We start from the raw sequence: 22,442 nt of genomic DNA on the forward strand, positions 1-22,442 counted from the left end.
TGCGTTGCTCAGCGCACGCCTTCGGCCGCCACGGCATCGCCGGTGAAATAGGACTCAGGCTTGGCCGGTACCACGCGGAAGTTTTCGCCGTTGAAGGCCTGCACGTTACTCACGGTGCCGGCTTGCAGGTTGAACACCGCCACCGGCTTGATTAGCACCGCCGGCACCGACGGCACCACGAACGGCAGCACCTGCGAGGTCCGCCACAATTTGCCTTCGGCGTCATAGCCGTCGAGCAAGGTCAGCAGCCAGGTGTCTTCATCGAAATAGAAGGTGCGCTTGGGCACCGCGTGCCGCTTGCCGCTGGACACCGTGGCCTCCACCACCCAGGTGCGGTGCAGTTCCCAGCGCAGGGTGTCGGGGTTCAAGTGATGCGGCGCAAAGGCTTTGTCCAGCGGTGCGGTGACCTGACCGTTGGTGTTGTAGGGCACATAGGTTTCCTTCTTGCCGACGATCTTCCAGTCGTAACGATCCGGCATGCCGAAGAAGCCTTGCACCTCATCGAAGTAATTGGCGCCAGATGCGACGAAGTCCGGGGTGTCGTAAGCCACGGTCGGCGCTCGGCGCACACGACGCTGGCCGACCAGGTATTGCCAGGCCTGGCGCGATTGCTGCGGGTCGACGCTGTCACGAATCACCAGCGTTTCACCGGCTTTGAACGGCGGCGCGGTGGTGCTGAAACGCTGCAGGAAATACTCCTTGGACCAGTTCAGTGCCGAGCCCTTCTGGTAGTAGTACGGGTACTGGAAATTGTTGTCATTGCGGGTCGCCAGGGTCTGGCCGCCGTCGCTGGTCAGCACCACGTTCTTGAAGCCGAACTCGACCGACTCGGGCTCGACCCGCAACAGGAAATTCCAGATCACTTCCTGCCCGCTTTTCGGTACCGGGAATGGGATGCCGCCAAAGCAGCCGTCCACTGATTGGCCGTTTTGCGTCAGCTTGCAGTTCACCGCGTTGAGCGCGGTGTTCTTGTACACGTAATCCGGCGCAGAGGCGGTGCGCCGCGTCGGGTACACGTCGAGGCGAAAGCTGTCGGGGTATTTTTGCAGCAGTGCGCGGGTGCCTTCCGACAGTTTGTCGGCGTACTTGGCCATGTTGGCAGCGGTGATTTTCAGCACCGGTTTGTCCGCGGCAAACAGGTCGCCGGGGATGTTACTGCTGCCAGTGGCGGCGGCCTGTTTGGTGCCACCGTCCCAGGCTGGAATGCTGCCGTCGGCATTGCCGGCTTTCTCGCCACCCAGCGGCGTCAGGCTGGTGCCCAAGGTCGCCGCCTCCTGCGGGCTGACCGCCGCGCAGACTTGAAGCGCACCGACCAGGCCGGTGAGGAAGGTAAAACCGAGGAGTGTTTTGTTAATCATTTTTATATTCCTTCCGGGCTTAGAAAGTGCGCTGCAGGGAAATGGCAACAAAATCGCGGTCGGCGTAAACCTGATCACCCGAGAGCGCCTGGGTCGCATCGACGATGCCACCGGCGCTGCCGTAGTAGTGGGTAAAGCTCAGGCCGCCACGCCAGGTCTTGCGGTAGTCGAATTGCAGACCCAGGCTCACATCGCCCCCGCCCTCCGGCGAGAAACCGGTGCCGAGCACCGCCGTGTTGCCATTGATGCCGTAACCGATGCCCACCGGCACGGTCATGTCGACGCCGGGGAACACCTGGAAGTATTCCGGGGTGAACAGCATGCGCAGCGAGCTGGCGTTGGTGGTGACGTTGGGGTCCAGTTGATCGCGGTTCTTGTCGACACTGGTGACGCGGTTGTAAGCCACTTCACCGAGCAAGGTCGCGCCGTCCCACAGCGAACTGCCGGCCAACACCGAGATCGCCGACACTTGTGCGTGGAAGGTATTGCCCACCGGGTACAGCGGATTGTGGTCGCCGTCGCCGGTGCCGCTGAGATCCAGCACCACGTTGCCAATGGCGGCCAGCGGCGTGTTGCGGCGGATCGAGGTTTCGGCAGCGACGTTGGTTTCGCCGATCAAGGTGCTGACACTGGCGCCAAACGTCCTGATGCCCTCGGCGTACACCTGGTCGTATTCACCCAGCGTTGGCCGCAGATAGAACTGCGGGAATTTGTCGTGATAGCGCGCGGCATACAGTCCGTACTCGAACTCGCCAAACTTCAGCTTGACCTGAAAACCGTACTGCCCGGAGTTGGATGGGTCCACATCCCGGCCGCGCTGCAACGCCTGTCCGGGGCCAATGAAAAACTGTTGACCGCCATCGCCCACAAAGTCGGCAAAACTGAAGTAACTGCCCGCGGCCGGAAGCCGTGCCGCTTGCCATTTGTACTGGTAGTAAGCGCCAAGGGTCAGGTGTTGGTTAACCAGCAGCGTGCCGCCAACCTGGCCGACCGGGCGGATGATTTCCTTGAACGTGGAGTTCGGTACCGCGAGCAACTTGTTGATATCGACGGGTGATTGCGCGACCGCAATGCCATTGCCGCCGAAGAACAGGCTTTCACCATAGAGTTGGCTGTAACTGCCGCCCCTCAGTGACAGCGACATATCGCCCAAATCGAATTTGCCGTAACCGAAAGCATCGAGAAACTCGGCATCACGACCTTGCAAGCGTCGCGTGGCATGGGTGAAGTGATCGCTGGCCACCGAGGCGCTATTGACCGTATCGCTGGTGTTGTCATTGCTGTGGTTATAGACATCGTCATACCAGCCAGCACCACTGACGCGCAGCCCGTAGTGGTGCTGATAGTTCATGTCGAGTTCGGACAGGATGTCCAGGCGGTCGGAAATCAAACCTCGGTTGAAGTTGTTGTCGCCGTCATCCAGGTTGGGGTTATAGGCGGGCCGAACCGCGTTGTCCTGATTTTCCACACGCCAGGCGGCGCTGTATTTGACCGTATTGTCCCAGGCGATGTTGTAGTCGGGATTACCCGTATCGATCGGAAACGCCTCGACGTCGGGAATACCCTGGGTTCCCAACAATGCAGCCGCCATAGCAAACTGCAAATGAAGCACCGACGGTTTTACCGGGGCAAGGCTGAAGCTCGCTTTCGCTTTCATGTTATGAACCCTGATTTGTTTTTATTATTTCGGGACACCTGGACACGTGATTACTTAAGTAACCGTCGTGGGCAGTACTACGTCTTGTAAAAAACGTGCAAACAGCAAATTCAAATATTCGAGCAAACTATAAAAGTGCAAACATATATCCCTGTAGGAGCTGCCGAAGGCTGCGATAAGGCCGGAACGGCCTTCGCGATGTCGAGTGATCGCAGCCTGCGGCAGCTCCTACAGGGGGTTGTTAATACCTCAGCGCCTCCGCGCGCTCAGGCCGGTACTTATCGATGTATCACGCTGCCTCTAACATTCTTTTGGGCGTTATTACCCGACGACCATTGAGCTTTTCAAAGTCGAGCAGGAACTGGCGCATCACTTCGCGATCAGTGCCCGCGTGTTCAAACATGGCGTTGTCACGCGCGCGCTGCGCCGGGTCGCTTTCTTTCATCCAGGTGAAGTTGGCGGTGGCCGTTGGCGAGGTGAATTCGAGGAACACTTTGCGACGGTCGATCGAGTACTCGTCCAGCACCTTGGTCGAAGCGCCCTCTTTGACCACCGCGATCAAGGCTTCGGCCAAGTGCTCTGCATCCAATACCCCACCGGACAAACCGAGGCCGCCCATGGGATTAGTCGCGTGAGCCGCATCGCCGCCCAAAATCACCCGGCCACGACGGAACTCTGCGGCGCAACGTTGGTGAACGCGATACGGGTTGAGGTGATCGACGCGATACTGGTCGGGCGTCGGCGCGCCCGGCAGCAAACGCTTGAAGCGCTCGGGCAGGCGTTGGCGGACTTCGGCATCCGACAGCGACGCGTCTTCGCCGTAGCACACGCGCCACAGGCCGGTTTTGTCGAGCTGCACGACGACAGCCCAGTCCACCGGGTCGTGGACGAAATTGGCCCGTGAATAACCGTGCAGCGTGAAGTCATAGAACACGTTGGTCGCGACCAGGCGCTCACCCCAGGTGTTGCCGTCAAAAGTCAGGCCGACTTTTGAACGCACGGTGCTGCGCGCCCCATCGGTGGCGGCGACCCATTTGGCGCGCAAGCGCGAGGTACCGCCCGGTGAGCTGGTTTGAAGGGTTACCCAGTTATCGTCCTGGTCCACTTCTTCGACCTTGTGGTTCCAGCGAATTTCAACGTTGGGCAGCGCGCGCAGGTGCTCGGCGATGACGCTGGCCACGTGGTTTTGCCCCAGCAGCAGCATGTAGGGGTATTGCGTGTCCTCGGACAGAACGCTCCATTCCATCTTCGCGATCAGCGAACCGTCACCCTGACGGTAGGCGAAGTCCGGGCACATGACGGCACGCTTGCGAATGTCTTCGAGCAGGCCGAAGCGATCCAGCGCGGCGGCGGTTGGTGGCATATAGGCGACGGCTCGCGGCGACGGTGAAACACCTGATTCAGCTTCGAGCACAACCACCCGGATACCGGCTTTGCCGAGTTTCAATGCGGTGAGCAGTCCCACTGGACCGCCACCGACAACAACTACTCCATCTAGCGTTTCCATTTTATTTTTCCTATCGAAATCCGCTTACAGGGAAGGCCTGTCACTGGGAAATGAACCATGAGTGATCAGGCGACTGGAACTCAGCGTACTCAGCCGGATTTATCCAGGCAATGCGTGAAAGTTTGCCAATGGCGAACTATCCGATTGCGTTTTAAACCGTTTGGATTTGGCAATCGGATCGTTTGCAAATCCTGAACCTTGGCGAGGTTGTTTTGTTTTCCCTACCTGCACATGCTGAAGCACGCTTAATGACCTAAGCCGTAAGTTGTTCAGACAAATCAAACAAGAGAACCGACATGCCAACTAAAATTCAGATCGTTTTCTACAGCTCTTACGGGCACATCTACAAGATGGCCGAAGCCATGGCCGCCGGTGCACGCGAAGTCGAGGGCACTGAAGTCACGCTGTTGCAGGTTCCGGAGCTGATGCCTGAAGACGTGTTGGTCAAGAGTGGCATCAAGGGCTACCGTGCCGCGTTCGGCAGCGTTCCGTATGCGACGCCAGAAGGCTTGGCCGAGGCCGACGCGATCATTTTTGGCACGCCGACCCGCTTCGGCAACATGTGCTCGCAGATGCGCAACTTCCTCGATCAGACCGGTGGTCTGTGGGCCAATGGCAAACTGATCGGCAAGGTCGGTAGCGTGTTCACCAGCACCGCCTCGCAGCACGGCGGTCAAGAGACCACCATCACCAGCTTCCACACCACGTTGCTGCACCACGGGATGGTGATTGTCGGCGTGCCTTACTCCGAGCCGGGCCTAACTAACATGAGCGAAATCTCCGGCGGTTCACCTTACGGCGCGTCGACTCTGGCCGGCCCGGATGGCTCGCGTCAGCCAAGTGAAAACGAACTGCAAATCGCCCGAGCTCAAGGCAAGCACGTGGCAAGCGTCGCACGACGTCTGGCCAACAACAGCTGATACGACTTGGTGCTGATCGCTCCCACGCTCTGCGTGGGAGCGCATCCTGAGACGCTCTGCGTCACCTAGCACCCTGTAATTGTAAGCGGAGACGCTGAGCGTCTTGGTCTGCATTACCACGCGGAGCGTGGGAACGATCAGCAGGGGAATGTGGTTTTTTACTCAAACCACCCAACCGCGCGCCAACAATTCACTGTCCCAACACGGCTCATCGCCAAATTTCTCCACCAAAAACTCGATCAACGTCCGCACTTTCAATGCCCGGCGTTGGGTCGCTGGAAACACCGCCGAAAAATTGAACGACGACAGCCGGTACTCCGGCAACACCGGCACCAGCCGCCCCGCCAGCAGGTCATCACTGGCCACCAGCGTCGGCAGGCAAACAATGCACACCCCCGTCGCCGCGTAATCACGCAGCAAATGCACCGAGTTCGACCGCACCTGGCCTGGCAGGCTCAACTCCACGTGCTCATCACCCCGGCTAAAGACCCAGCGATTGCGCGACGGGTAGCCCGCGTAGAGCGCGATCTTGTGTTGCAGCAGCTCTTCGGGATGTTGCGGCACACCGAATTCGGCAGCGTACTCCGGCGACATGCAGAACAAGCGGCGCACGCTGAACAGTTTGCGCTCGATCAAGGTTTCGGCCATCGGCGGGAACATCTGGAACGCCACATCGAAGCCTTCCTCAATCGGGTCGACCACCCGGTCATTGACCACCACATCGATCTCGATATCCGGGTAAAGGCGATTGAACTCGGCGAGGATCCGCCCGAAGTGGCCGATGGCAAAACCGGGCAGCATCTGGATGCGCAGCTTGCCAGTAGGTTTGGCGCGCAGCTCGCGCATGTGCTCGGTCAGCGAATTGAAACTCGCCACCATGTCCGAGCATTCTTTGTAGTAGGTCTCGCCCACTTCCGACAAGCGCACATGCCGGGTGCTGCGATGGAACAGCGGCGCATTGATGAACTGCTCCAGCTGTTGAATGCGATGGGTGATCACCGAGCGGGTGACGCCCAGTTGCAGCGCGGCCTTGGCGAAGTTGCCGGTTTCGGCGACCCGGACAAAGGCTTCGACACTGAGTAAACGATCCATGGGCAGGTTCTCTGGATATTCTTATTGTTCTGGATAGCCAGAGGTTAGCCTGTTGCTTGCCCGAGATGCCATGCCATATACAAATCACTGTAGGAGCGGGCTTGCCCGCGATTGGCTTGATGCGGTGTATCAGGCAAATCGTTCTCGCGGGCAAGCCCGCTCCTACAGGGTTTATGCAGCGCCTGTGGACAACCGCCGCTGCATCGGAAACACCTGCCAGCCCAACCGCTCGCTGATCAAGCCCCACACGCCCTGCGGCGCCTTGAGCATCATCACTACTGCGACCACACCAAGGATGATCATGTACACCGCGCCATATTGCGCCAGGCAGCCGCGCAGCACGAAGTAGATCAAGGTGCCAATCAGCGGCCCTTCCAGCGTGCCGATGCCACCAATGATCACGATAAAATCACCACTGCCGTCCAGTCCTGCAGGTTGAACGCGGCGTCCGGCGAGATCCGTAGTTTCTGCAAAAAGATCAGCGCACCGACCACGCCCGTACAACCCGCCGCCAGTACATACACCATCAATTTAGTGCGAAAGGTGTTGACCCCCAGGCTGCCCGACGCCGGTTCCGAATCACGAATCGAGGCCAGTGCCAGCCCTTGTCGCGAACGCAACAGGAAGAACACCACCGCCATCGCGGCCACGGCTATCGCCAGCGCGGTGTAGTAGATGAGCGTCTCTCGATTGCTGCCGATTTGCCGCACCACCGTCGCCGGCAAGCTCTGCCCGGAACCACCCCCGAGGCTGCTGACTTGCGCCAAGCCGAGACGAAACACCTCGGCCACCACCCAGGTGCCAATCGCGAAATAGGCGCCGCGCAGGCGGAACACGATCAGCGCCGTGGGAATCGCCAACAGCGCCACCAGCACGCCCGAAACCAGCACCGCGAGCAACGGCGGCACGCCAAAACGGGTGGCCAGCATGAACATCAAATACCCGCCGAGCCCGACAAATGCCTGCTGCCCCACCGAGACCATGCCGGCGTAACCGGCGAGCAAATTCCACATCTGCGCCAGCGCCAGGTAATAGGCAAATTCCACCACCAAGCGCAGGCTGGAGCGATCGGCCCACAACGGCGCGCTAACCAACACCAGCACACACAGCCCCAGCACCGACAGGCCCACCACGCTGCTGGTGGTGCTGCGCTGTACCCGATACGTCGGCGCGGGATTATTCATCGAGTTCATCAATCGACACTCCGAGGGAACAGGCCACGCGGGCGCACGACCAAAATCAACAGAAACACCAAATGGCCAGCGAGAATCTGCCAGCCCGGATCGATCTTCGCGCCCAGCGCCTGGGCAACGCCAAGTATCACCCCGCCGGCCAATGTGCCCCACAGGCTGCCCAGGCCACCGATGATCACCGCCTCGAAACCGTACAACAGCCGTGCGGGTCCCACCGTCGGGTCGAAGCTGGTACGAATCGCCAGGAACACCCCGGCAATCGACACTACGGCCATCGCCAACGCCATCGCCAGACCGAAAATGTGCGCGTTGTTGATGCCCATCAGCCGCGCAGTCTGTTGATCATCCGAAGTAGCGCGAAACGCCCTGCCCAGTGCGGTTTTGTAGAACAGCAGCTGCAAGCCGCCGATGATCAGCAGCGCGCTGCCGAACACCATCAGCGGCATGATGCCCACGCTCAAACTGCCGAAGCCGACGCTGGCCACTTCCAGATCACCTTGCGACAGTTTCTGGCTGTCGGCGCTGAAGAATTCCAGCAGCACGTTCTGCACGATGATCGACAGGCCGAAGGTCACCAGCAAAGGCGGCAGGATGTCGCTGCCCAGGGTTTTGTTCAGCAGATGACGTTGCAGCAGGTAGCCGAAACAGAACATCACCGGCACCACTAATGCGAGGCTGGCCAGCGGGCTGAAGCCCAAGTGATTGACCACCATCAGCGCCAGGTACGACGCCAGCACGATGAAGTCGCCGTGGGCGATGTTGACCAGGCGCATGATGCCGAACATCAACGACAGCCCCACCGCGAACATCGCGTAAAGGCCGCCGAGCAGCACGCCCTGCAGCAGAGTATTGACCCATTCCATAACTAGATCCCGAAGTACGCGGCTTTGATTTGCGCTTTGTCCGCTTCGCCCGGCTTGCCAGTCAGGGACACGCGCCCTTCCTGAAAGCAGTAGAAACGGTCGCACACACTCAGCGCCTGATTGATGTCCTGCTCGACGAGAATCACCGTGGTCCCGTCCGCCTTGATCGAGGGCAGCGCAGCGTAGATATCCTTGATCGTGGTCGGCGCCAGGCCGAGGCTGATTTCGTCGCACAGCAGCAACTGCGGGTTGGCCATCAGCCCGCGACCAATTGCGACCATTTGCTGCTGCCCGCCGGACAGTGCAGTGCCGGGGCGCTTGCGCAGTTTTTCCAGCACGGGGAACAGCTGGTAGATCCGCTGCAAATTCCACGGGCCGGGACGCTTGCTATAAGCACCGATCAGCAGGTTTTCCTCGACGCTCAGCGACGGAAACAAACGCCGCCCTTCCGGCACCAGCGCGATGCCGCGTTCCAGCACCTGGTTAGCCGCCAGATCACCGATGGCCTGGCCGTTGAAGCGGATGGCGTTGGGCTGGTTGTTGATCAGTCCGGCCAGCGAACGGAGGAAGGTCGATTTGCCGGCGCCGTTGGAGCCGATGATGGCTACGGTTTCGCCTTTATCCAGGCTCAGGCTGATGTCGAACAACGCCTGAAAATCGCCGTAACCGGCGCAGAGTTTGTCGATCGACAACAGGGTTTCAGTGGTCGACATATTCAGCTCCCGATGCCCATATAAATGTCCTGCACCCGAGGGTCGGCCATCACGCTGCGCGGTTCGCCCTCGGCCAATTTGGCGCCGAAGTTGATCACCGTAAGGCGACTGACCACCGCCAGTAAGGCGTGCACGATGTGTTCGATCCAGATGATCGCGGTGCCGGCCTTGTGGATGCCCTGAATGGTTTGCACCAGCTCCAGGCATTCCGGTTCGGTCAGGCCGCCGGCGATTTCGTCGAGCAGTAACAGGCGTGGTTGAGTGGATAAAGCGCGGGCCATTTCCAGACGTTTGCGATCAAGTAAGGTCAGGGAACCGGCCAGCGCGTTGGCTTTGCGCATCAGGCCGGTGAGTTCCAGGGTCTGCGCGCACCACTCGTTAGCGGCCTTGTCGCCCAGGCGCGCACCGAAGGTGGCGCCGACCAGCAGGTTCTCGAACACGGTCATTTTGACGAACGGGTGCGGGATCTGATGCGAGCGACCAATGCCTTGCTGGCAGCGTTTGAACACCGGTTCGCGGGTGACGTCGCGGCCTTCGAAATGGATGCTGCCGCTGTCTGCCGCCACGCCCCCGGCAATCAGGTTGAACAGCGTGCTTTTGCCAGCGCCGTTGGGGCCGATGATGCCCAGCGCCTCACCCGGTTGCAGGGTCAGGCTCATGGCGTCCGTGACCTTCACCGAGCCGTAGCTCTTGTGCACATCGTTCATGACTAGCAGTGGTTGTTGCATGGTGCACCTGCTCAGTAAGTAATGGCCTGCATCTCGCCGCCCAGCGGAATCGCCGGCGCCGTCGCGTTGCTGGTGATCACCAGGTCATATTTGCTGTCGTTGCCGAGGCGCCATTGACCACTGACCAGCGGGGTTTTGGCGACGTTCTTCACCGGGCTGTTGTTCCAGTTGATCGGGCCGACCACCGTGTTGAGGTTGGTTTTCAGCAGCGCGTCGCGGACCGAGTGCGCGTTGCCGATTTCTTCGGTGCGCTTGAGGATGTCCACCGCCAGTTCGAACAAGGCATGCACGAAGCCCAATGGTTGAGTCCACTGCTTGCCGGTGGCCTGGGTAAAACCTTTAGCCAGTTGCCCGGCGCTGTCACCCGTCAGGGAGGAGCTGAACGGGTGCGTCGGGCTCCACCAGATTTCGGTCGACAGGTTGTTACCGGCCTTGCCCAGCGCTTCGACGGCGGTCGGGAACAACAACGCCTTGCCCACCGACACCGCTTTCGGTTTGAAGCCTTGCTGCCGTGCCTGGGTCCAGAAAGTCGTGAGGTCTGGCGGAATCACTACGCCGGTGACGATCTCGGCTTCAGCCTTTTTGAAGGCAGCGATTTGCGCCGAGAAGTCATCGGTCAGGCTTTGGAAGCGGCCGGGATCGACCAGTTTGAAACCCTTCTGCGCCAGTACCGGCGGAAAGCCCAGTTTCTGATCGCCCCAGGCATTGCCGTCGCCATCGTTGGGGAACAGGCCGCCGACCACTTTGTTGGTCTGCATCGCGCCCCACATCGAGGTGTAGGTGCCGATCACGTCTTCCAGACCCCAGAAGAAGTGGTAGGTCCACTCGAAACCCTGATCCGGTTTACCGCCACGGGTGAAGAACCACGGTTGCCACGGCGCGACGGTGGAGATGCACGGGATCTCGTTGATCTCGCACTGGTCGGAGACCGGATTGGTGGTTTCCGGGGTCGAGGACACCAGCATCAGGTCGACGTTGTCGGAGAGGATCAACTCGCTGGCGACTTCGGCGGCGCGGTTGGGGTTGGACTGGCTGTCCTTGACGATGACTTCCAGTTTGTACGCGGTGCCGCCGACGGTCAGCGAGTGCTTGAGCACCGTTTGCAGCGATTCAATGATGTAGTTGTCGGCAGCGGCGAACAGCGCCAACGGCCCGGTTTGCGGGCTGACGTAACCGATTTTGATCACGCGTTCCTTACCAAACGCCGGGGCGAACGGCAGGCTGGCGAGCATCGCACCGCCGGCGGCGACCCCGGTGGTGCGCAGGAAGTCGCGGCGGGAAAAGGCAGTACTGAACAGGGTATTGTCTTTGTTATCTGTCATGGGGTGTTGCTCCGGAAAAAGCGCTGTAACCCTGTAGGAGCGGGCTTGCCCGCGATAGGGTCGGCAAGACCTTCCTGCAATGTTGAATGCCTTATTTTTACGACTGTTTCACAGCCGATCGCGGGCAAGCCCGCTCCTACGGGTCAGAAGAAAAAACTGACGTCGAATGAGGCGACGACCTGCTTGTCCTTGGTGCCGTCGGCATACGCATCGCGACCCGAGCCGCTGTGGATGTCGTAACGCAATTCAGGCCGCAGGCGGACGTTCGGGGTCGGCGACCAGGCGACGTTGGTGGTCACCGCGTAGAACGCACCCCAGGTCGGGTCCGGCACGCCGGTGGTCGGGTCGATGTTGGCCAGCAGCACGTTGGCCGGCGCGTCGGTGTAGAACCATTCGGCGCGGCTGTTCCACATCAGCTTTTCAGTCAGACGGTGGTACAGGTTGAGGTCGGCGCCGTACCAGGTGGCATCGGTCTTGTTGGCGAAAGCGGCGAAGGCGCCGTTGTCCTGCTTGCCGTAGTTCATCTCCAGCGCCACCCGATTATTCGGGTCCAGCACGTGGGAAATGGTCAGGTAAGAGGCATAGCGCTTGTCGTGGTCTTCCTTGGTCCCCGCAGGAAACGGCGAACCACAGTGACAGTCAGCGATGCTGTCATCCGCGCCGTTGCCGTAGATGTTTTCCCAATCGACCCAAGTGCCAAAGTCCGGCGAGCGCCAGCGCACGTTGGCGATCAGGTGCGGTTCGTGGTTGTTGCTTTGCAGGTTGTTCCAGCCCTGTACCAGCCCGACCTCGAAGCCGAGCATGCTCTCCCCCGGCGCCGAGGGCAGCTTGAACGAATACAGCACACCAGCGTGCTTCGCCGGGCCGCTCATGAACGAATAGGTGTGCGAGTAGAAGTCGGCTGGTGCGGGGGTCGGCAGCGGAAAGCCAATTTCATTTTCCAGCGGCGAGTGGAACAACCCCACCATCAACTCCGAGCCGCCCAATACCGGAAAGTAGAAATCGAGGAACGCCTGAGCGATGGTGAAATCTTCTGCTTCCGGGTTCTTGCGGTGGTTGACGTGCAGGTCTTCATCCCAGCCATAGGTCTTGAAGAAACGCGCGTCTTTGCCATAGATCGTGGTGACGTTGAAGCCCCAGTCAGCTTTTTCCGGCATCGGGCCAGGGAAAGGTCCGACACGGCCGAGCACGTTGCTCACCGGTTCTTTCTTGATCCCCAGGGCGAATTGATTGAGGTTGAAGCCTTCTTTGGTGTTGAAGAAAGACTGTTTGCTGACGTCGTGGGAGCTGTTGTTGTTATAGATCAGACCCGCCTGGGCCCAGCCATAGAGTTTGATCCCGTAGTCGTGCTCCAGGCTGTCGCCGAACACGCTGCGCGCCAATGAGCCGAACGGGTCTTCCTCGGCCGCAGCCGTCGAAGGGAATACGATGCTGGCACCCAGAATGGGGGCGAACAGGGTTGCTGCAACTGCCCAAGCGCGAAGGTTCATCTCTGCTTCCTTATTTTTATTAGCGAGCCGTACCCCCGAGGGGGAAAAGTCCGAAAGCAAGGGATGACTTGTCGGGTCTGGCTGAGACCCCATTGGTGCGATTTGCGACCTAATGTTCGGTGAGTGGAGGCTACAAGCGTGCCCCTGCACCAACAATTCCAATCTCGGCGATTACAGTGTTCGCGAATTCAGAACAAAGCGTTTGGGATTTGACGATTCAACAGACATCTCGCGCCCGAAGACGCGAGATTCAGCCAGGGTGGCTTGAGGGAAAAATCAGATTGCGGTGACGCCGCCATCGACGGCCAAAGCATGACCGGTGGTGAAGCTGGCGCCATCGCTGCACAGGTAAAGCACGGCGCTGGCGATTTCGTTGACGGTGCCGATGCGCCCGACCGGGTGCATCACTGCCACGAACTCGGCCTTTTTCGGGTCGGCTTCGTGGGCGCGGCGGTACATGTCGGTGTCGATCACCGCCGGGCACACGGCGTTGACGCGGATTTTCTTCTTCGCGTATTCGATCGCCGCGGATTTGGTCAGGCCGATCACCGCGTGTTTCGATGCCGCGTAGATGCTCATCTTCGGCGCCGCGCCCAAACCTGCGACCGACGCGGTGTTGACGATGGCACCGCCGCCCTGGGCCAGCATCAACGGCAACTGGTACTTCATGCACAACCACACACCTTTGACGTTGACGCCCATGATCGCGTCGAACTCGTCTTCGGTGCCTTCGGACAGACGCCCTTTCTCGATCTCGATCCCGGCGTTGTTGAACGCGTAGTCGACCCGGCCAAACGCAGTGATCGCCTCGGCCATCAGGTGCTGCACCTCAGCATCCTTGGTCACGTTGCAACGCACGAAAATCGCCTCGCCACCGGCTGCATGAATCAATGCCACGGTGCCTTCACCGCCCTCGCTGTCGAGGTCCGCGACCACCACTTTCAAACCTTCGGCGGCGAACGCCAGGGCGGTGGCGCGCCCGATGCCTGCGGCAGCGCCAGTAACCATGGCTACCTGGCCGGAAAAAGTCATGCTCATGTCATTGTCCTCATAACGGTGAATGAAATTCGGAGGGTGTTGGTGACCCAGTGAGCGCAGTCTAGCCAGTGCCCACTGGCGTTGGTCAGCACTATCAAACCTCCGGTTATGGACTTATGCATTAGAGTGATTAAGCCAGGGCGGTGTTCATCACCCAAGCGTATCGGCCAGCATTCGCCACACCGACAAAACTTGCCGCAACGCCGTTGAAGGGCTATCACCTACGCTTCCTCTAACAATGAGTACTTGCCATGACTGCCCAGACCAATCGCCAATTCTTGCTCGCCCGCCGCCCGGTCGGTGCCGCGAGTCGTGAAGACTTTACCTACCAGGAAATCCCTGTCGGTGAGGTGGCCGAAGGTCAGATTCTGGTGAAAAACGAATACCTGTCCCTCGACCCGGCCATGCGTGGCTGGATGAATGAGGGCAAGTCCTACATCGCGCCGGTGAATATCGGCGACGTCATGCGCGCGTTGGGCGTGGGTAAAGTGCTCGAGTCCAAGGACCCGAAATTCGCCGTCGGCGACTTTGTGCAAGGCGCCACCGGTGTCCAGGATTACTTCATCGGCAAGCCGGTCGGCTTCAACAAGATCAACCCCGAATTCGCGCCGCTGCCGCGTTACCTGTCAGCACTGGGCATGACTGGCATGAGCGCTTATTTCGCGCTGCTGAGCGTTGGCGCACCGAAAAGCGGCGAAACCGTAGTGATCTCCGGTGCTGCGGGCGCCGTGGGCAGCGTTGCTGGACAGATCGCCAAAATCAAAGGCTGTCGCGTAATCGGCATCGCCGGTGGCAAGGAAAAATGCCAGTCGCTGATCGATGAGCTGCATTTCGACGGCGCTATCGACTACAAAAGCGAAGACATCCATGCCGCGCTGAAACGCGAATGCCCACAAGGCGTCGATGTGTTCTTCGACAACGTTGGCGGCGATATCCTCGACGCGGTCCTGACCCGTCTGGCACCGAAAGCCCGCGTAGTGATCTGCGGCGCGATCAGCCAGTACAACAACAAAGAAGCGATCAAAGGCCCGGCCAACTACCTGTCGCTGCTGGTCAACCGCGCTCGCATGGAAGGCTTCGTGGTGATGGACCACGCCGCGCATTTCGCCGAAGCAGGCAAGGAAATGGCCGGCTGGCTGGCTTCTGGCCAACTCACCAGCAAGGAACACGTGGTCGAAGGACTGGAGACCTTCCCGGAAACCCTGATGAAGTTGTTCAAGGGCGAGAACTTTGGGAAGTTGGTGTTGAAGGTTTAAGCGAACGTCCAACACACTGCGTCAAACGGATCGCGGGCAAGCCCGCTCCTACAGGATTATTGGCGACTGAAGATAACCGGTCCTGCATAAATCCACTGTAGGAGCGGGCTTGCCCGCGATCGGCGGCGTGTCTGGCACACCGCCATCAACGTTGGCGTTACGCCAGCTCAGCTACGACAGCGGCCAGGGCTTTCGCCGGGTCTGCCGCCTGGCTGATCGGACGGCCAATCACCAGGTAATCAGAACCCGCGTCCAGCGCCTGACGTGGCGTCAGGATCCGGCGCTGATCGTCCACCGCACTGCCCGCCGGGCGAATGCCGGGGGTCACCAGTTGCAGCGACGGGTGCGCCGCCTTCAACGCCTGGGCTTCCAGCGCGGAACACACCAGACCGTCCATCCCGGCTTTTTCCGCCAACGCGGCCAGACGCAGTACCTGCACCTGTGGGTCGACGTCCAGGCCAATCCCCGCCAGGTCTTCACGCTCCATGCTGGTCAGCACGGTCACGCCAATCAACAGCGGTTTAAAACCGGTGCGCTGATCCAACACTTCACGGCAGGCCGCCATCATGCGCAATCCGCCGGAGCAGTGCACGTTGACCATCCACACACCCATTTCCGCAGCGGCCTTGACCGCCATCGCCGTGGTGTTGGGGATGTCGTGGAATTTCAGGTCGAGAAACACCTCGAAGCCCTTGTTCTGCAGGGTCTCGACGATGCCCGAGGCGGAGCTGGTGAACAATTCTTTACCGACTTTGACCCGGCACAGTTTCGGGTTCAACTGATCGGCCAGCTTCAACGCGGCGTCACGGGTAGGGAAATCCAGGGCGACGATGATAGGAGTCTGGCAGACGGACATGGCTGGGTTCTCAAAAGTGCAGGGCGAAATCGGCGCGCATTGTAGCCGAACCGGGCAGATATCGGGACCCGGTGATCGGTAATTGATTCTAGTCCGCCCCTGTGGCGAGCGCGCAACGCACCAAACTTCACCATTAACCTGATTATTTATCGAGAACCATTCTCTCCACGACAACTATCCGACCATTACGACGCCCCACCCGCCGCTGGCATGGGCGATGCAATTAACTCTCCCGTTGTTCTTTTGAACTCAGGGAGAAAGCAAATGACTACGCAACTCAAGCCCACCTTGGGCACGCTGCACTTGTGGGGGATCGCTGTTGGACTGGTGATCTCCGGCGAGTATTTCGGTTGGAGTTATGGCTGGGGCACGGCGGGAACGCTGGGCTTCCTGATCACCACCTTGCTGGTGGCGACCATGTACACCTGCTTCATCTTCAGTTTTACCGAACTGACCACCGCGATTCCCCACGCCGGAGGACCATTTGCCTACAGCCGTCGAGCATTCGGTGAGAAAGCCGGCTTGATCGCTGGCATCGCGACACTGATCGAGTTCGTGTTCGCCCCGCCCGCCATTGCCATGGCCATCGGTGCTTACCTGAACGTGCAGTTCCCGGAACTCGACCCACGCCACGCAGCGTTTGGCGCCTATGTGGTGTTCATGGGCTTGAACATTGTCGGGGTCAGCATCGCCGCCACCTTCGAACTGGTGGTGACCGTGCTCGCGGTGATCGAGTTGCTGGTGTTCATGGGCGTGGTCGCGCCGGGTTTCAGCTTCAGTAACTTTGCCCTGAACGGCTGGTCGGGTGCCGACACCTTCAGCATGGCGGCAGTGCCGGGGATCTTCGCGGCGATTCCGTTTGCTATCTGGTTCTTCCTCGCCATCGAAGGCGCGGCCATGGCCGCCGAAGAAGCCAAGGACCCGAAACGCACGATTCCCAAGGCCTACGTCAGCGGCATTCTGACCCTGGTATTCCTCGCGCTCGGCGTGATGATCATGGCCGGCGGCGTGGGTGACTGGAAGCTGTTGTCGAACATCAACGACCCGCTTCCCCAGGCGATGAAAGCGGTGGTTGGCAGTAACTCCACCTGGATGCACATGCTGGTGTGGATCGGTTTGTTCGGGCTGGTGGCGAGCTTCCACGGCATCATCCTTGGCTACTCGCGGCAGTTCTTCGCCCTGGCGCGCGCCGGTTATCTGCCGAAAAGCCTGGCCAAACTGTCGCGCTTCCAGACGCCGCACCGGGCGATTCTGCTGGGCGGCGTAATTGGCATCGCGGCGATCTACAGTGACGGCCTTATCAATTTGCAGGGCATGAGCCTGACCGCGGCGATGATCACCATGTCGGTGTTCGGCGCCATTGTGATGTACATCATCAGCATGCTCAGCCTGTTCAAACTGCGCAAAAGCGAACCGCTGTTGGAGCGCAGTTTCCGCGCCCCCGGCTACCCGATCGTGCCAGGAATTGCCTTGGTGCTGGCGATTGTCTGCCTGATTGCCATGGCCTGGTTCAACGCGCTGATCGGTGCGATTTTCCTCGGGTTCATGGCCGTTGGCTTCATCTACTTCCTGCTCACCGGCCAATCGCGTGCCGATGCGCCGGCGGATGCGATGTTGACCGGGGAATAGCTAACGTCACAGGGCATTGGGCGCCTACTATGGAGGCTGTATGGAACGACTGACCACGTCGGATGTTCTAAGAAATATCCATTACAAGGAGAGCCCTATGCCCTGGTATGCCTGGTTAATTCTGGTGGTTGCAATCGGCTCGGTGGTCGGCGGCCTGATGATGTTGCGCGACACCGCGAACAAGGTTGAATTGACTGACGAACAACGCAGACGCGTCGCGGAGCGCAATGCTGAAGCGGATTCACAGGATGCGCAGAATCGTTGAGTTTCGTTGAAACGGTTTCTGTAGGAGCTGCCGAAGGCTGCGATAGGCCCTATGTCGCTGCGATCAGTATTTGATCGATCGCAGCCTTCGGCAGCTCCTACAGAGCATTGCCTGCATTTTGCTCAATCAATCTCTGCTGTCCTGCACCACCGTCCGATGACTCTGCAATGGCGTCACGGCAATCCGGAACGGCTGGAAGATTTTGAACAGTGCACCGTTATCCCGCAGTTTTTGCAGCAGGTTGCTGAACTGCTCGCCGGTGATGTTGGCCTTGGGGCTGACCAGGGCGAAATGACGGTAGACCTGATCGACCCTCTCCGACACCAGCAACTGACTCGCCTCCTCCCGATTACGCGCCAAGTAATCGCTCAGGTACGAACGCGTCACCAGAGCGATATCGGCACGGTCGCGCAGCACCATCAGCAAATTGGCGTCGTGGGAATAGGTCAGCGTGGCGCTGTAGTGTTCGGCCAGGTATTTGGGGTCGGCGTTAAAGCTGGCGAATTCGTAGTGATAGCCGCTGAACAGCGCCAGACGCTTGCCTTGCAGGTCGGCAAAGTAGGTCTCATCGCGACCGGTCATGCGCTTGGCGACGAAAATCTCCGCGTCTTCAAGGCCCATGTCGACGTTCACATGGGGGATGTCCTTCCAACCCCAGTCCGGGTTTTCAAAGATCGCCATGTCGACGCGGCCTTGCTCGAAATCACGGAAACGTCGCGGGATCGAGGTGGGCACCAGGACAAATTCAAAGTCGCTTTGCACCGCATTCAGCGCTTCGGCCAACTGAGGTAACAAGCCGGTATCCTCACCCTTTTCAGGGCGAATGGTGTACGGCGGAAAATGTGCAGCGCCAATCCGAATGACTTGTGCTGCCTCGGTTTGCCACGCGGATAACGCGAAAACCGCCAGCAGCAGAGCCTGGGAAGCCGTCCGCAATGGCCAAAGCATCAAGACTGCTCACCTCTGGAAAATGGATACGCTAAGCTATGCGTTTTCACAGTGTTAAACAATGTTAAAACGATGGCAGATGGGACAATTTACCGGCTTCAAGCTTGTTTCAGAACCATCAGCAGGGCTTCATCCGCCAACTGGTTCAAGGTCATGCTGCCTTGGGCACGGAACCAGGTAGTGGTCCAAGACAAGGCGCCGGTCAGGAAACGCCGGGTAATGAACACATCACCGCGGATAAGGCCCGCTTCTTTCGCCTCGCCCAACACCTGCAACCACAGCTGTTCGTAGATATCGCGCAGGGCCAGTACCTGTTGTTGCCCTTGCGCCGATAGCGAACGCCACTCGTAAACCAGCACCGCCATGGCTTCGCCGCTGCCACCCATGATCGATTGCAGCTCGCAACGAATCAGCGCCAGCACCCGCTCGCGCACTCCGACCGCCTCTGCCAGCGACGCATGCATCAACGCAGTGTTGTAGCGCACGGTTTCTTCCATCACCGAACGCAGGATTTCGTCCTTGCTCTTGAAGTGATGAAAAATACTGCCGGACTGAATACCCACCGCCCCGGCCAGATCACGCACCGTGGTGCGCTCGTAGCCTTTGTTGCGAAACAGGTGCGCCGCCACTTGCAGCAGCTTGCCGCGAGCGCTGTCGGGATCGGTGATCTGACCGGCGTCCACCAGCCCACGCATCACTTCCAGGGCTTTTTGTTCGTCCACGGTAAGTATCCTTTGGCAAATAAAGCGGATTGCGCGGGCAATTTATGCCTCCAAAGTCTACCAAGCAAGCGCTCGGCTGGTAGGCCGCCAAATAAATTAATTCCAAGGCCTTCCAAAACCAAGCGCTTGCTTGGTAGTCTCATTCACACACAGTCAATCGGTCTCGAGGTCTGTCATGTCGAAACACGTGCGTATCGGTTGCGCCAGCGCGTTCTGGGGCGATACCTGCACCGCCGCCGCGCAGTTGGTCGACGGCGGCGAGCTGGATTATCTGGTATTCGATTACCTGGCCGAGATCACTATGTCGTTGCTGGCGGGCGCGCGGATGAAAAACCCGGGCGCCGGTTACGCCACCGATTTCGTCGAAGTCCTCGCGCCGCTGCTGGAAAAGATCGCCAGCCGCAACATCCGGGTGATCAGCAACGCCGGCGGGGTCAATCCCCAGGCCTGCGCGGCGGCGCTGCAAGCCGCCTGTGATCAGGCCGGTGTCGCGCTGAAAATCGCCGTGCTGCACGGCGACAACCTGCAACCTGATTTCAACACCCTGCGCAATGCCGGCCTCCATGAGATGTTCACCGGTGCCCCGCTGCCGCCGCTGTGCGTGTCGGTCAACGCCTACCTCGGCGCACCCGGCATCGTCGAGGCGCTGCGTCTGGGCGCCGATATCGTCATCACCGGCCGTGTGGTGGACAGCGCGGTGGTCAGTGCGGCGCTGGTGCATGAATTCGGCTGGTCGTGGCAGGACTACGACAAACTGGCCCAGGCCGCGCTGGCCGGGCACATCATCGAATGCGGCGCGCAATGCACCGGCGGTAATTTCACCGACTGGCAGGACGTGCCCGACTACGAACACATCGGCTTTCCGATCATCGACGTCAGCGCCGATGGTGGATTTATCGTCAGCAAGACCGAGGGTTCGGGCGGGCTGATTTCGCCGCTAAGTGTCGGCGAACAACTGCTGTATGAAATCGGCGATCCACGGGCGTATTTGTTGCCGGACGTGGTGTGCGATTTCACCCAGGTGCGGCTCAAGCAAGTGGGCGAAAACCGAGTCAGTGTCGAAGGCGCACGCGGCCTCGCGCCAGGCCCTCACTACAAAGTCTCGGCCACTTACCCCGACGGTTTCCGCTGCACTGCCAGTTGTCTGATAGCCGGCATCGATGCCGTAAAAAAAGCCCGACGGGTTGCTGAAGCCATCATCAACAAGACCAACGAACTCTTCGCCCAACGTGGCTGGCCGTCCTACAGCGAAGTGAACATCGAACTGCTCGGCAGCGAAGCAACCTACGGCCCCCACGGCCAGCGTCAGGATTGCCGCGAAGTGGTGGTCAAACTGGCGGTGCGCCATCCGGAGAAACAGGCATTAGTGCTGTTCTCCCGAGAGATCGCCCAGGCCGCCACCGGCATGGCGCCGGGCCTCACCGGCATCGTCGGCGGTCGCCCAACGGTGTACCCGGTGATTCGCCTGTTTTCGTTTCTGATCGATAAATCGGCCTGTCAGTTGCAGGTCGAGCTTGGGGGGCAGCGCCGGCCGATTGCCTTGCCGACACAGGATCACTTCGACCCCAGCGCCCTCGCCCCGCCCTTGCAACCGCCGCAACCGCATGCCCAGGCCGACGCCAGTGTGCCGCTGGTGAAACTGGCAGTGGCGCGTTCCGGGGACAAGGGTAACCACAGCAATATCGGGGTCATGGCGCGCCGCCCCGAGTACCTGCCGTGGATCGCCGAGACTCTGACCAATGCGGTGGTGGTGGACTGGATGAGCCATGTGCTCGACCCGCTGCACGGCCGCGTCGAGCGTTGGTACCTGCCGGGCAGCCACAGTTTGAACTTCCTGCTGGAAAACGCCCTCGGCGGCGGCGGTGTTGCCAGCCTGCGCATCGATCCGCAGGGCAAGGCCTTCGCCCAACAGTTGCTTGAAATCCAGATCCCGGTGCCGCAGAGCATTGCCGATCAGGTCAACGGCCACACTCACGCCCATTCATAAGAGGTGCCGCATGCCCTACGACTCGATCTTCCGCCCCGACCTGTTTCGCGGTCAGACCCACGTGGTGACCGGTGGCGGCAGTGGTATCGGGCGTTGCACCGCCCATGAACTGGCAGCCCTTGGAGCGCACGTGGTGCTGGTCGGGCGCAAGCCGGAAAAGCTCGAACAGGTCAGCGCCGAAATCATTGAAGACGGTGGCAGCGTCAGTTGGCATGCCTGCGATATTCGTGAAGAAGAGCGCGTGCAGGCCACGGTTGCGCAGATCATCGCCCAGCGCGGCGCGATCCACGGGCTGGTCAACAACGCTGGCGGCCAATACCCCGGCCCGTTGGCGTCGATCAATCAAAAAGGCTTCGAAACGGTGATGCGCACCAACCTGGTCGGCGGTTTCCTCATGGCGCGCGAGGTGTTTAACCAGTCGATGAGCAAAGACGGCGGCGCCATCGTCAACATGCTCGCCGACATGTGGGGCGGCATGCCCGGCATGGGGCATTCCGGCGCGGCGCGATCGGGCATGGAAAACTTCACCAAAACCGCCGCCTTCGAGTGGGGCTATGCCGGCGTGCGGGTCAACGCCGTGGCGCCAGGCTGGATAGCCTCCAGCGGCATGGACACCTACCAGGGCGCGTTCAAGGCGGTGATTCCGACCCTCCGTGAACACGTGCCGCTGAAACGCATCGGCACCGAATCAGAGGTCAGCGCGGCCATCGTCTTCCTGCTCAGCCCCGGCGCCGCCTTTATCAGTGGCAGCACCCTGCGCATCGACGGCGCGGCCAGCCAGGGCACTCGCGCCTGGCCGTTGCATAAGGCGCATAACAGCCATGCCTATAACGGCTTTCACCGCGCTACCTTGCCGGATGTGCTGCAAGACGCCGCGTCGAAGGACAAGGAGTAACCC

The 22,442-nt window shown here is 60.0% G+C and carries 19 protein-coding genes and 1 pseudogene; 6 read left to right on the forward strand and 14 right to left on the reverse strand.

Annotated features, from left to right (window positions below):
* Nucleotides 1-8: 8 nt before the first annotated feature.
* From ACF0H7_RS21795 to ACF0H7_RS21805, 3 genes are all read right to left on the reverse strand, one after another.
* A complete protein-coding gene (locus ACF0H7_RS21795; protein ID WP_397448932.1) occupies nucleotides 9-1,358 on the reverse strand; it encodes a DUF1329 domain-containing protein in 1,350 nt (449 codons plus the stop codon).
* Nucleotides 1,359-1,377: 19 nt separating this feature from the next.
* Entirely contained in the window at nucleotides 1,378-3,015 is a 1,638-nt protein-coding gene (locus ACF0H7_RS21800) for a DUF1302 domain-containing protein (RefSeq protein ID WP_397448933.1), read from the reverse strand.
* Between the two features lie 289 nt (nucleotides 3,016-3,304).
* Nucleotides 3,305-4,522, reverse strand: a complete 1,218-nt coding sequence (locus tag ACF0H7_RS21805) for an FAD-dependent oxidoreductase (RefSeq protein WP_397448934.1) — start codon at nucleotides 4,520-4,522, stop codon at nucleotides 3,305-3,307.
* A gap of 296 nt (nucleotides 4,523-4,818) precedes the next feature.
* Here ACF0H7_RS21805 and wrbA point away from each other — a divergent pair, with 296 nt between their 5' ends.
* Nucleotides 4,819-5,442 carry an NAD(P)H:quinone oxidoreductase gene (wrbA, locus tag ACF0H7_RS21810; protein WP_397448935.1) on the forward strand — a complete coding sequence of 208 codons (624 nt, stop codon included), beginning with the start codon at nucleotides 4,819-4,821 and terminating at the stop codon, nucleotides 5,440-5,442.
* 162 nt (nucleotides 5,443-5,604) lie between these two features.
* Here the strand turns inward: wrbA and ACF0H7_RS21815 are convergent, their stop codons facing one another.
* The 8 genes and pseudogenes from ACF0H7_RS21815 to ACF0H7_RS21850 all read right to left on the reverse strand — a co-directional run bounded on the left by ACF0H7_RS21815 (nucleotide 5,605) and on the right by ACF0H7_RS21850 (nucleotide 13,881).
* Entirely contained in the window at nucleotides 5,605-6,534 is a 930-nt protein-coding gene (locus ACF0H7_RS21815; protein WP_397448936.1) for a LysR substrate-binding domain-containing protein, read from the reverse strand.
* 171 nt (nucleotides 6,535-6,705) lie between these two features.
* Nucleotides 6,706-7,727, reverse strand: a pseudogene (locus tag ACF0H7_RS21820) (branched-chain amino acid ABC transporter permease).
* Nucleotides 7,727-8,590: a branched-chain amino acid ABC transporter permease gene (locus tag ACF0H7_RS21825; RefSeq protein WP_397448937.1), complete on the reverse strand. Its 864-nt coding sequence runs from the start codon at nucleotides 8,588-8,590 to the stop codon at nucleotides 7,727-7,729. Before ACF0H7_RS21825 ends, ACF0H7_RS21820 begins: the two are co-directional and overlap by 1 nt.
* A gap of 2 nt (nucleotides 8,591-8,592) precedes the next feature.
* Nucleotides 8,593-9,285, reverse strand: coding sequence for an ABC transporter ATP-binding protein (locus ACF0H7_RS21830; protein WP_397453978.1), 693 nt, complete (start codon nucleotides 9,283-9,285; stop codon nucleotides 8,593-8,595).
* Nucleotides 9,286-9,305: 20 nt separating this feature from the next.
* Nucleotides 9,306-10,031 carry an ABC transporter ATP-binding protein gene (locus ACF0H7_RS21835; protein WP_397448938.1) on the reverse strand — a complete coding sequence of 242 codons (726 nt, stop codon included), beginning with the start codon at nucleotides 10,029-10,031 and terminating at the stop codon, nucleotides 9,306-9,308.
* A gap of 11 nt (nucleotides 10,032-10,042) precedes the next feature.
* Entirely contained in the window at nucleotides 10,043-11,353 is a 1,311-nt protein-coding gene (locus tag ACF0H7_RS21840) for an ABC transporter substrate-binding protein (RefSeq protein WP_397448939.1), read from the reverse strand.
* Nucleotides 11,354-11,496: 143 nt separating this feature from the next.
* On the reverse strand, nucleotides 11,497-12,843 hold the full coding sequence (locus ACF0H7_RS21845) for an outer membrane beta-barrel protein (protein ID WP_397448940.1): 1,347 nt from the start codon (nucleotides 12,841-12,843) through the stop codon (nucleotides 11,497-11,499).
* 276 nt (nucleotides 12,844-13,119) lie between these two features.
* Nucleotides 13,120-13,881 carry an SDR family oxidoreductase gene (locus ACF0H7_RS21850; RefSeq protein WP_397448941.1) on the reverse strand — a complete coding sequence of 254 codons (762 nt, stop codon included), beginning with the start codon at nucleotides 13,879-13,881 and terminating at the stop codon, nucleotides 13,120-13,122.
* Between the two features lie 251 nt (nucleotides 13,882-14,132).
* On the opposite strand from ACF0H7_RS21850, the gene ACF0H7_RS21855 reads away from it, so the two are divergent.
* The gene (locus ACF0H7_RS21855; RefSeq protein ID WP_397448942.1) at nucleotides 14,133-15,137 is read left to right on the forward strand and encodes an NADP-dependent oxidoreductase; all 1,005 of its coding nucleotides are present in this window, start codon (nucleotides 14,133-14,135) and stop codon (nucleotides 15,135-15,137) included.
* A gap of 157 nt (nucleotides 15,138-15,294) precedes the next feature.
* On the opposite strand, the gene pyrF is transcribed toward ACF0H7_RS21855, so the two are convergent.
* On the reverse strand, nucleotides 15,295-15,993 hold the full coding sequence (pyrF, locus tag ACF0H7_RS21860) for an orotidine-5'-phosphate decarboxylase (RefSeq protein WP_397448943.1): 699 nt from the start codon (nucleotides 15,991-15,993) through the stop codon (nucleotides 15,295-15,297).
* 264 nt (nucleotides 15,994-16,257) lie between these two features.
* Here pyrF and eat point away from each other — a divergent pair, with 264 nt between their 5' ends.
* Together eat and ACF0H7_RS21870 are read left to right on the forward strand one after the other, a co-directional pair.
* Nucleotides 16,258-17,622, forward strand: coding sequence for an ethanolamine permease (eat, locus tag ACF0H7_RS21865; RefSeq protein ID WP_397448944.1), 1,365 nt, complete (start codon nucleotides 16,258-16,260; stop codon nucleotides 17,620-17,622).
* Nucleotides 17,623-17,719: 97 nt separating this feature from the next.
* Nucleotides 17,720-17,887, forward strand: a complete 168-nt coding sequence (locus tag ACF0H7_RS21870; RefSeq protein WP_397453979.1) for a DUF2897 family protein — start codon at nucleotides 17,720-17,722, stop codon at nucleotides 17,885-17,887.
* 126 nt (nucleotides 17,888-18,013) lie between these two features.
* Here the strand turns inward: ACF0H7_RS21870 and ACF0H7_RS21875 are convergent, their stop codons facing one another.
* Nucleotides 18,014-18,835 (reverse strand): substrate-binding periplasmic protein, encoded by an 822-nt coding sequence (locus ACF0H7_RS21875; protein ID WP_397448945.1) that lies wholly within the window; start codon nucleotides 18,833-18,835, stop codon nucleotides 18,014-18,016.
* Between the two features lie 98 nt (nucleotides 18,836-18,933).
* Nucleotides 18,934-19,557 (reverse strand): TetR/AcrR family transcriptional regulator, encoded by a 624-nt coding sequence (locus tag ACF0H7_RS21880; RefSeq protein ID WP_397448946.1) that lies wholly within the window; start codon nucleotides 19,555-19,557, stop codon nucleotides 18,934-18,936.
* A gap of 175 nt (nucleotides 19,558-19,732) precedes the next feature.
* Here ACF0H7_RS21880 and ACF0H7_RS21885 point away from each other — a divergent pair, with 175 nt between their 5' ends.
* Nucleotides 19,733-21,544 carry an acyclic terpene utilization AtuA family protein gene (locus ACF0H7_RS21885; RefSeq protein ID WP_397448947.1) on the forward strand — a complete coding sequence of 604 codons (1,812 nt, stop codon included), beginning with the start codon at nucleotides 19,733-19,735 and terminating at the stop codon, nucleotides 21,542-21,544.
* 10 nt (nucleotides 21,545-21,554) lie between these two features.
* Nucleotides 21,555-22,439 carry an SDR family oxidoreductase gene (locus ACF0H7_RS21890; RefSeq protein ID WP_397448948.1) on the forward strand — a complete coding sequence of 295 codons (885 nt, stop codon included), beginning with the start codon at nucleotides 21,555-21,557 and terminating at the stop codon, nucleotides 22,437-22,439.
* Nucleotides 22,440-22,442: the final 3 nt, after the last annotated feature.

Origin of the sequence: Pseudomonas sp. NA-150, from assembly GCF_044336365.1 — a bacterium.
GTDB lineage: Bacteria > Pseudomonadota > Gammaproteobacteria > Pseudomonadales > Pseudomonadaceae > Aquipseudomonas.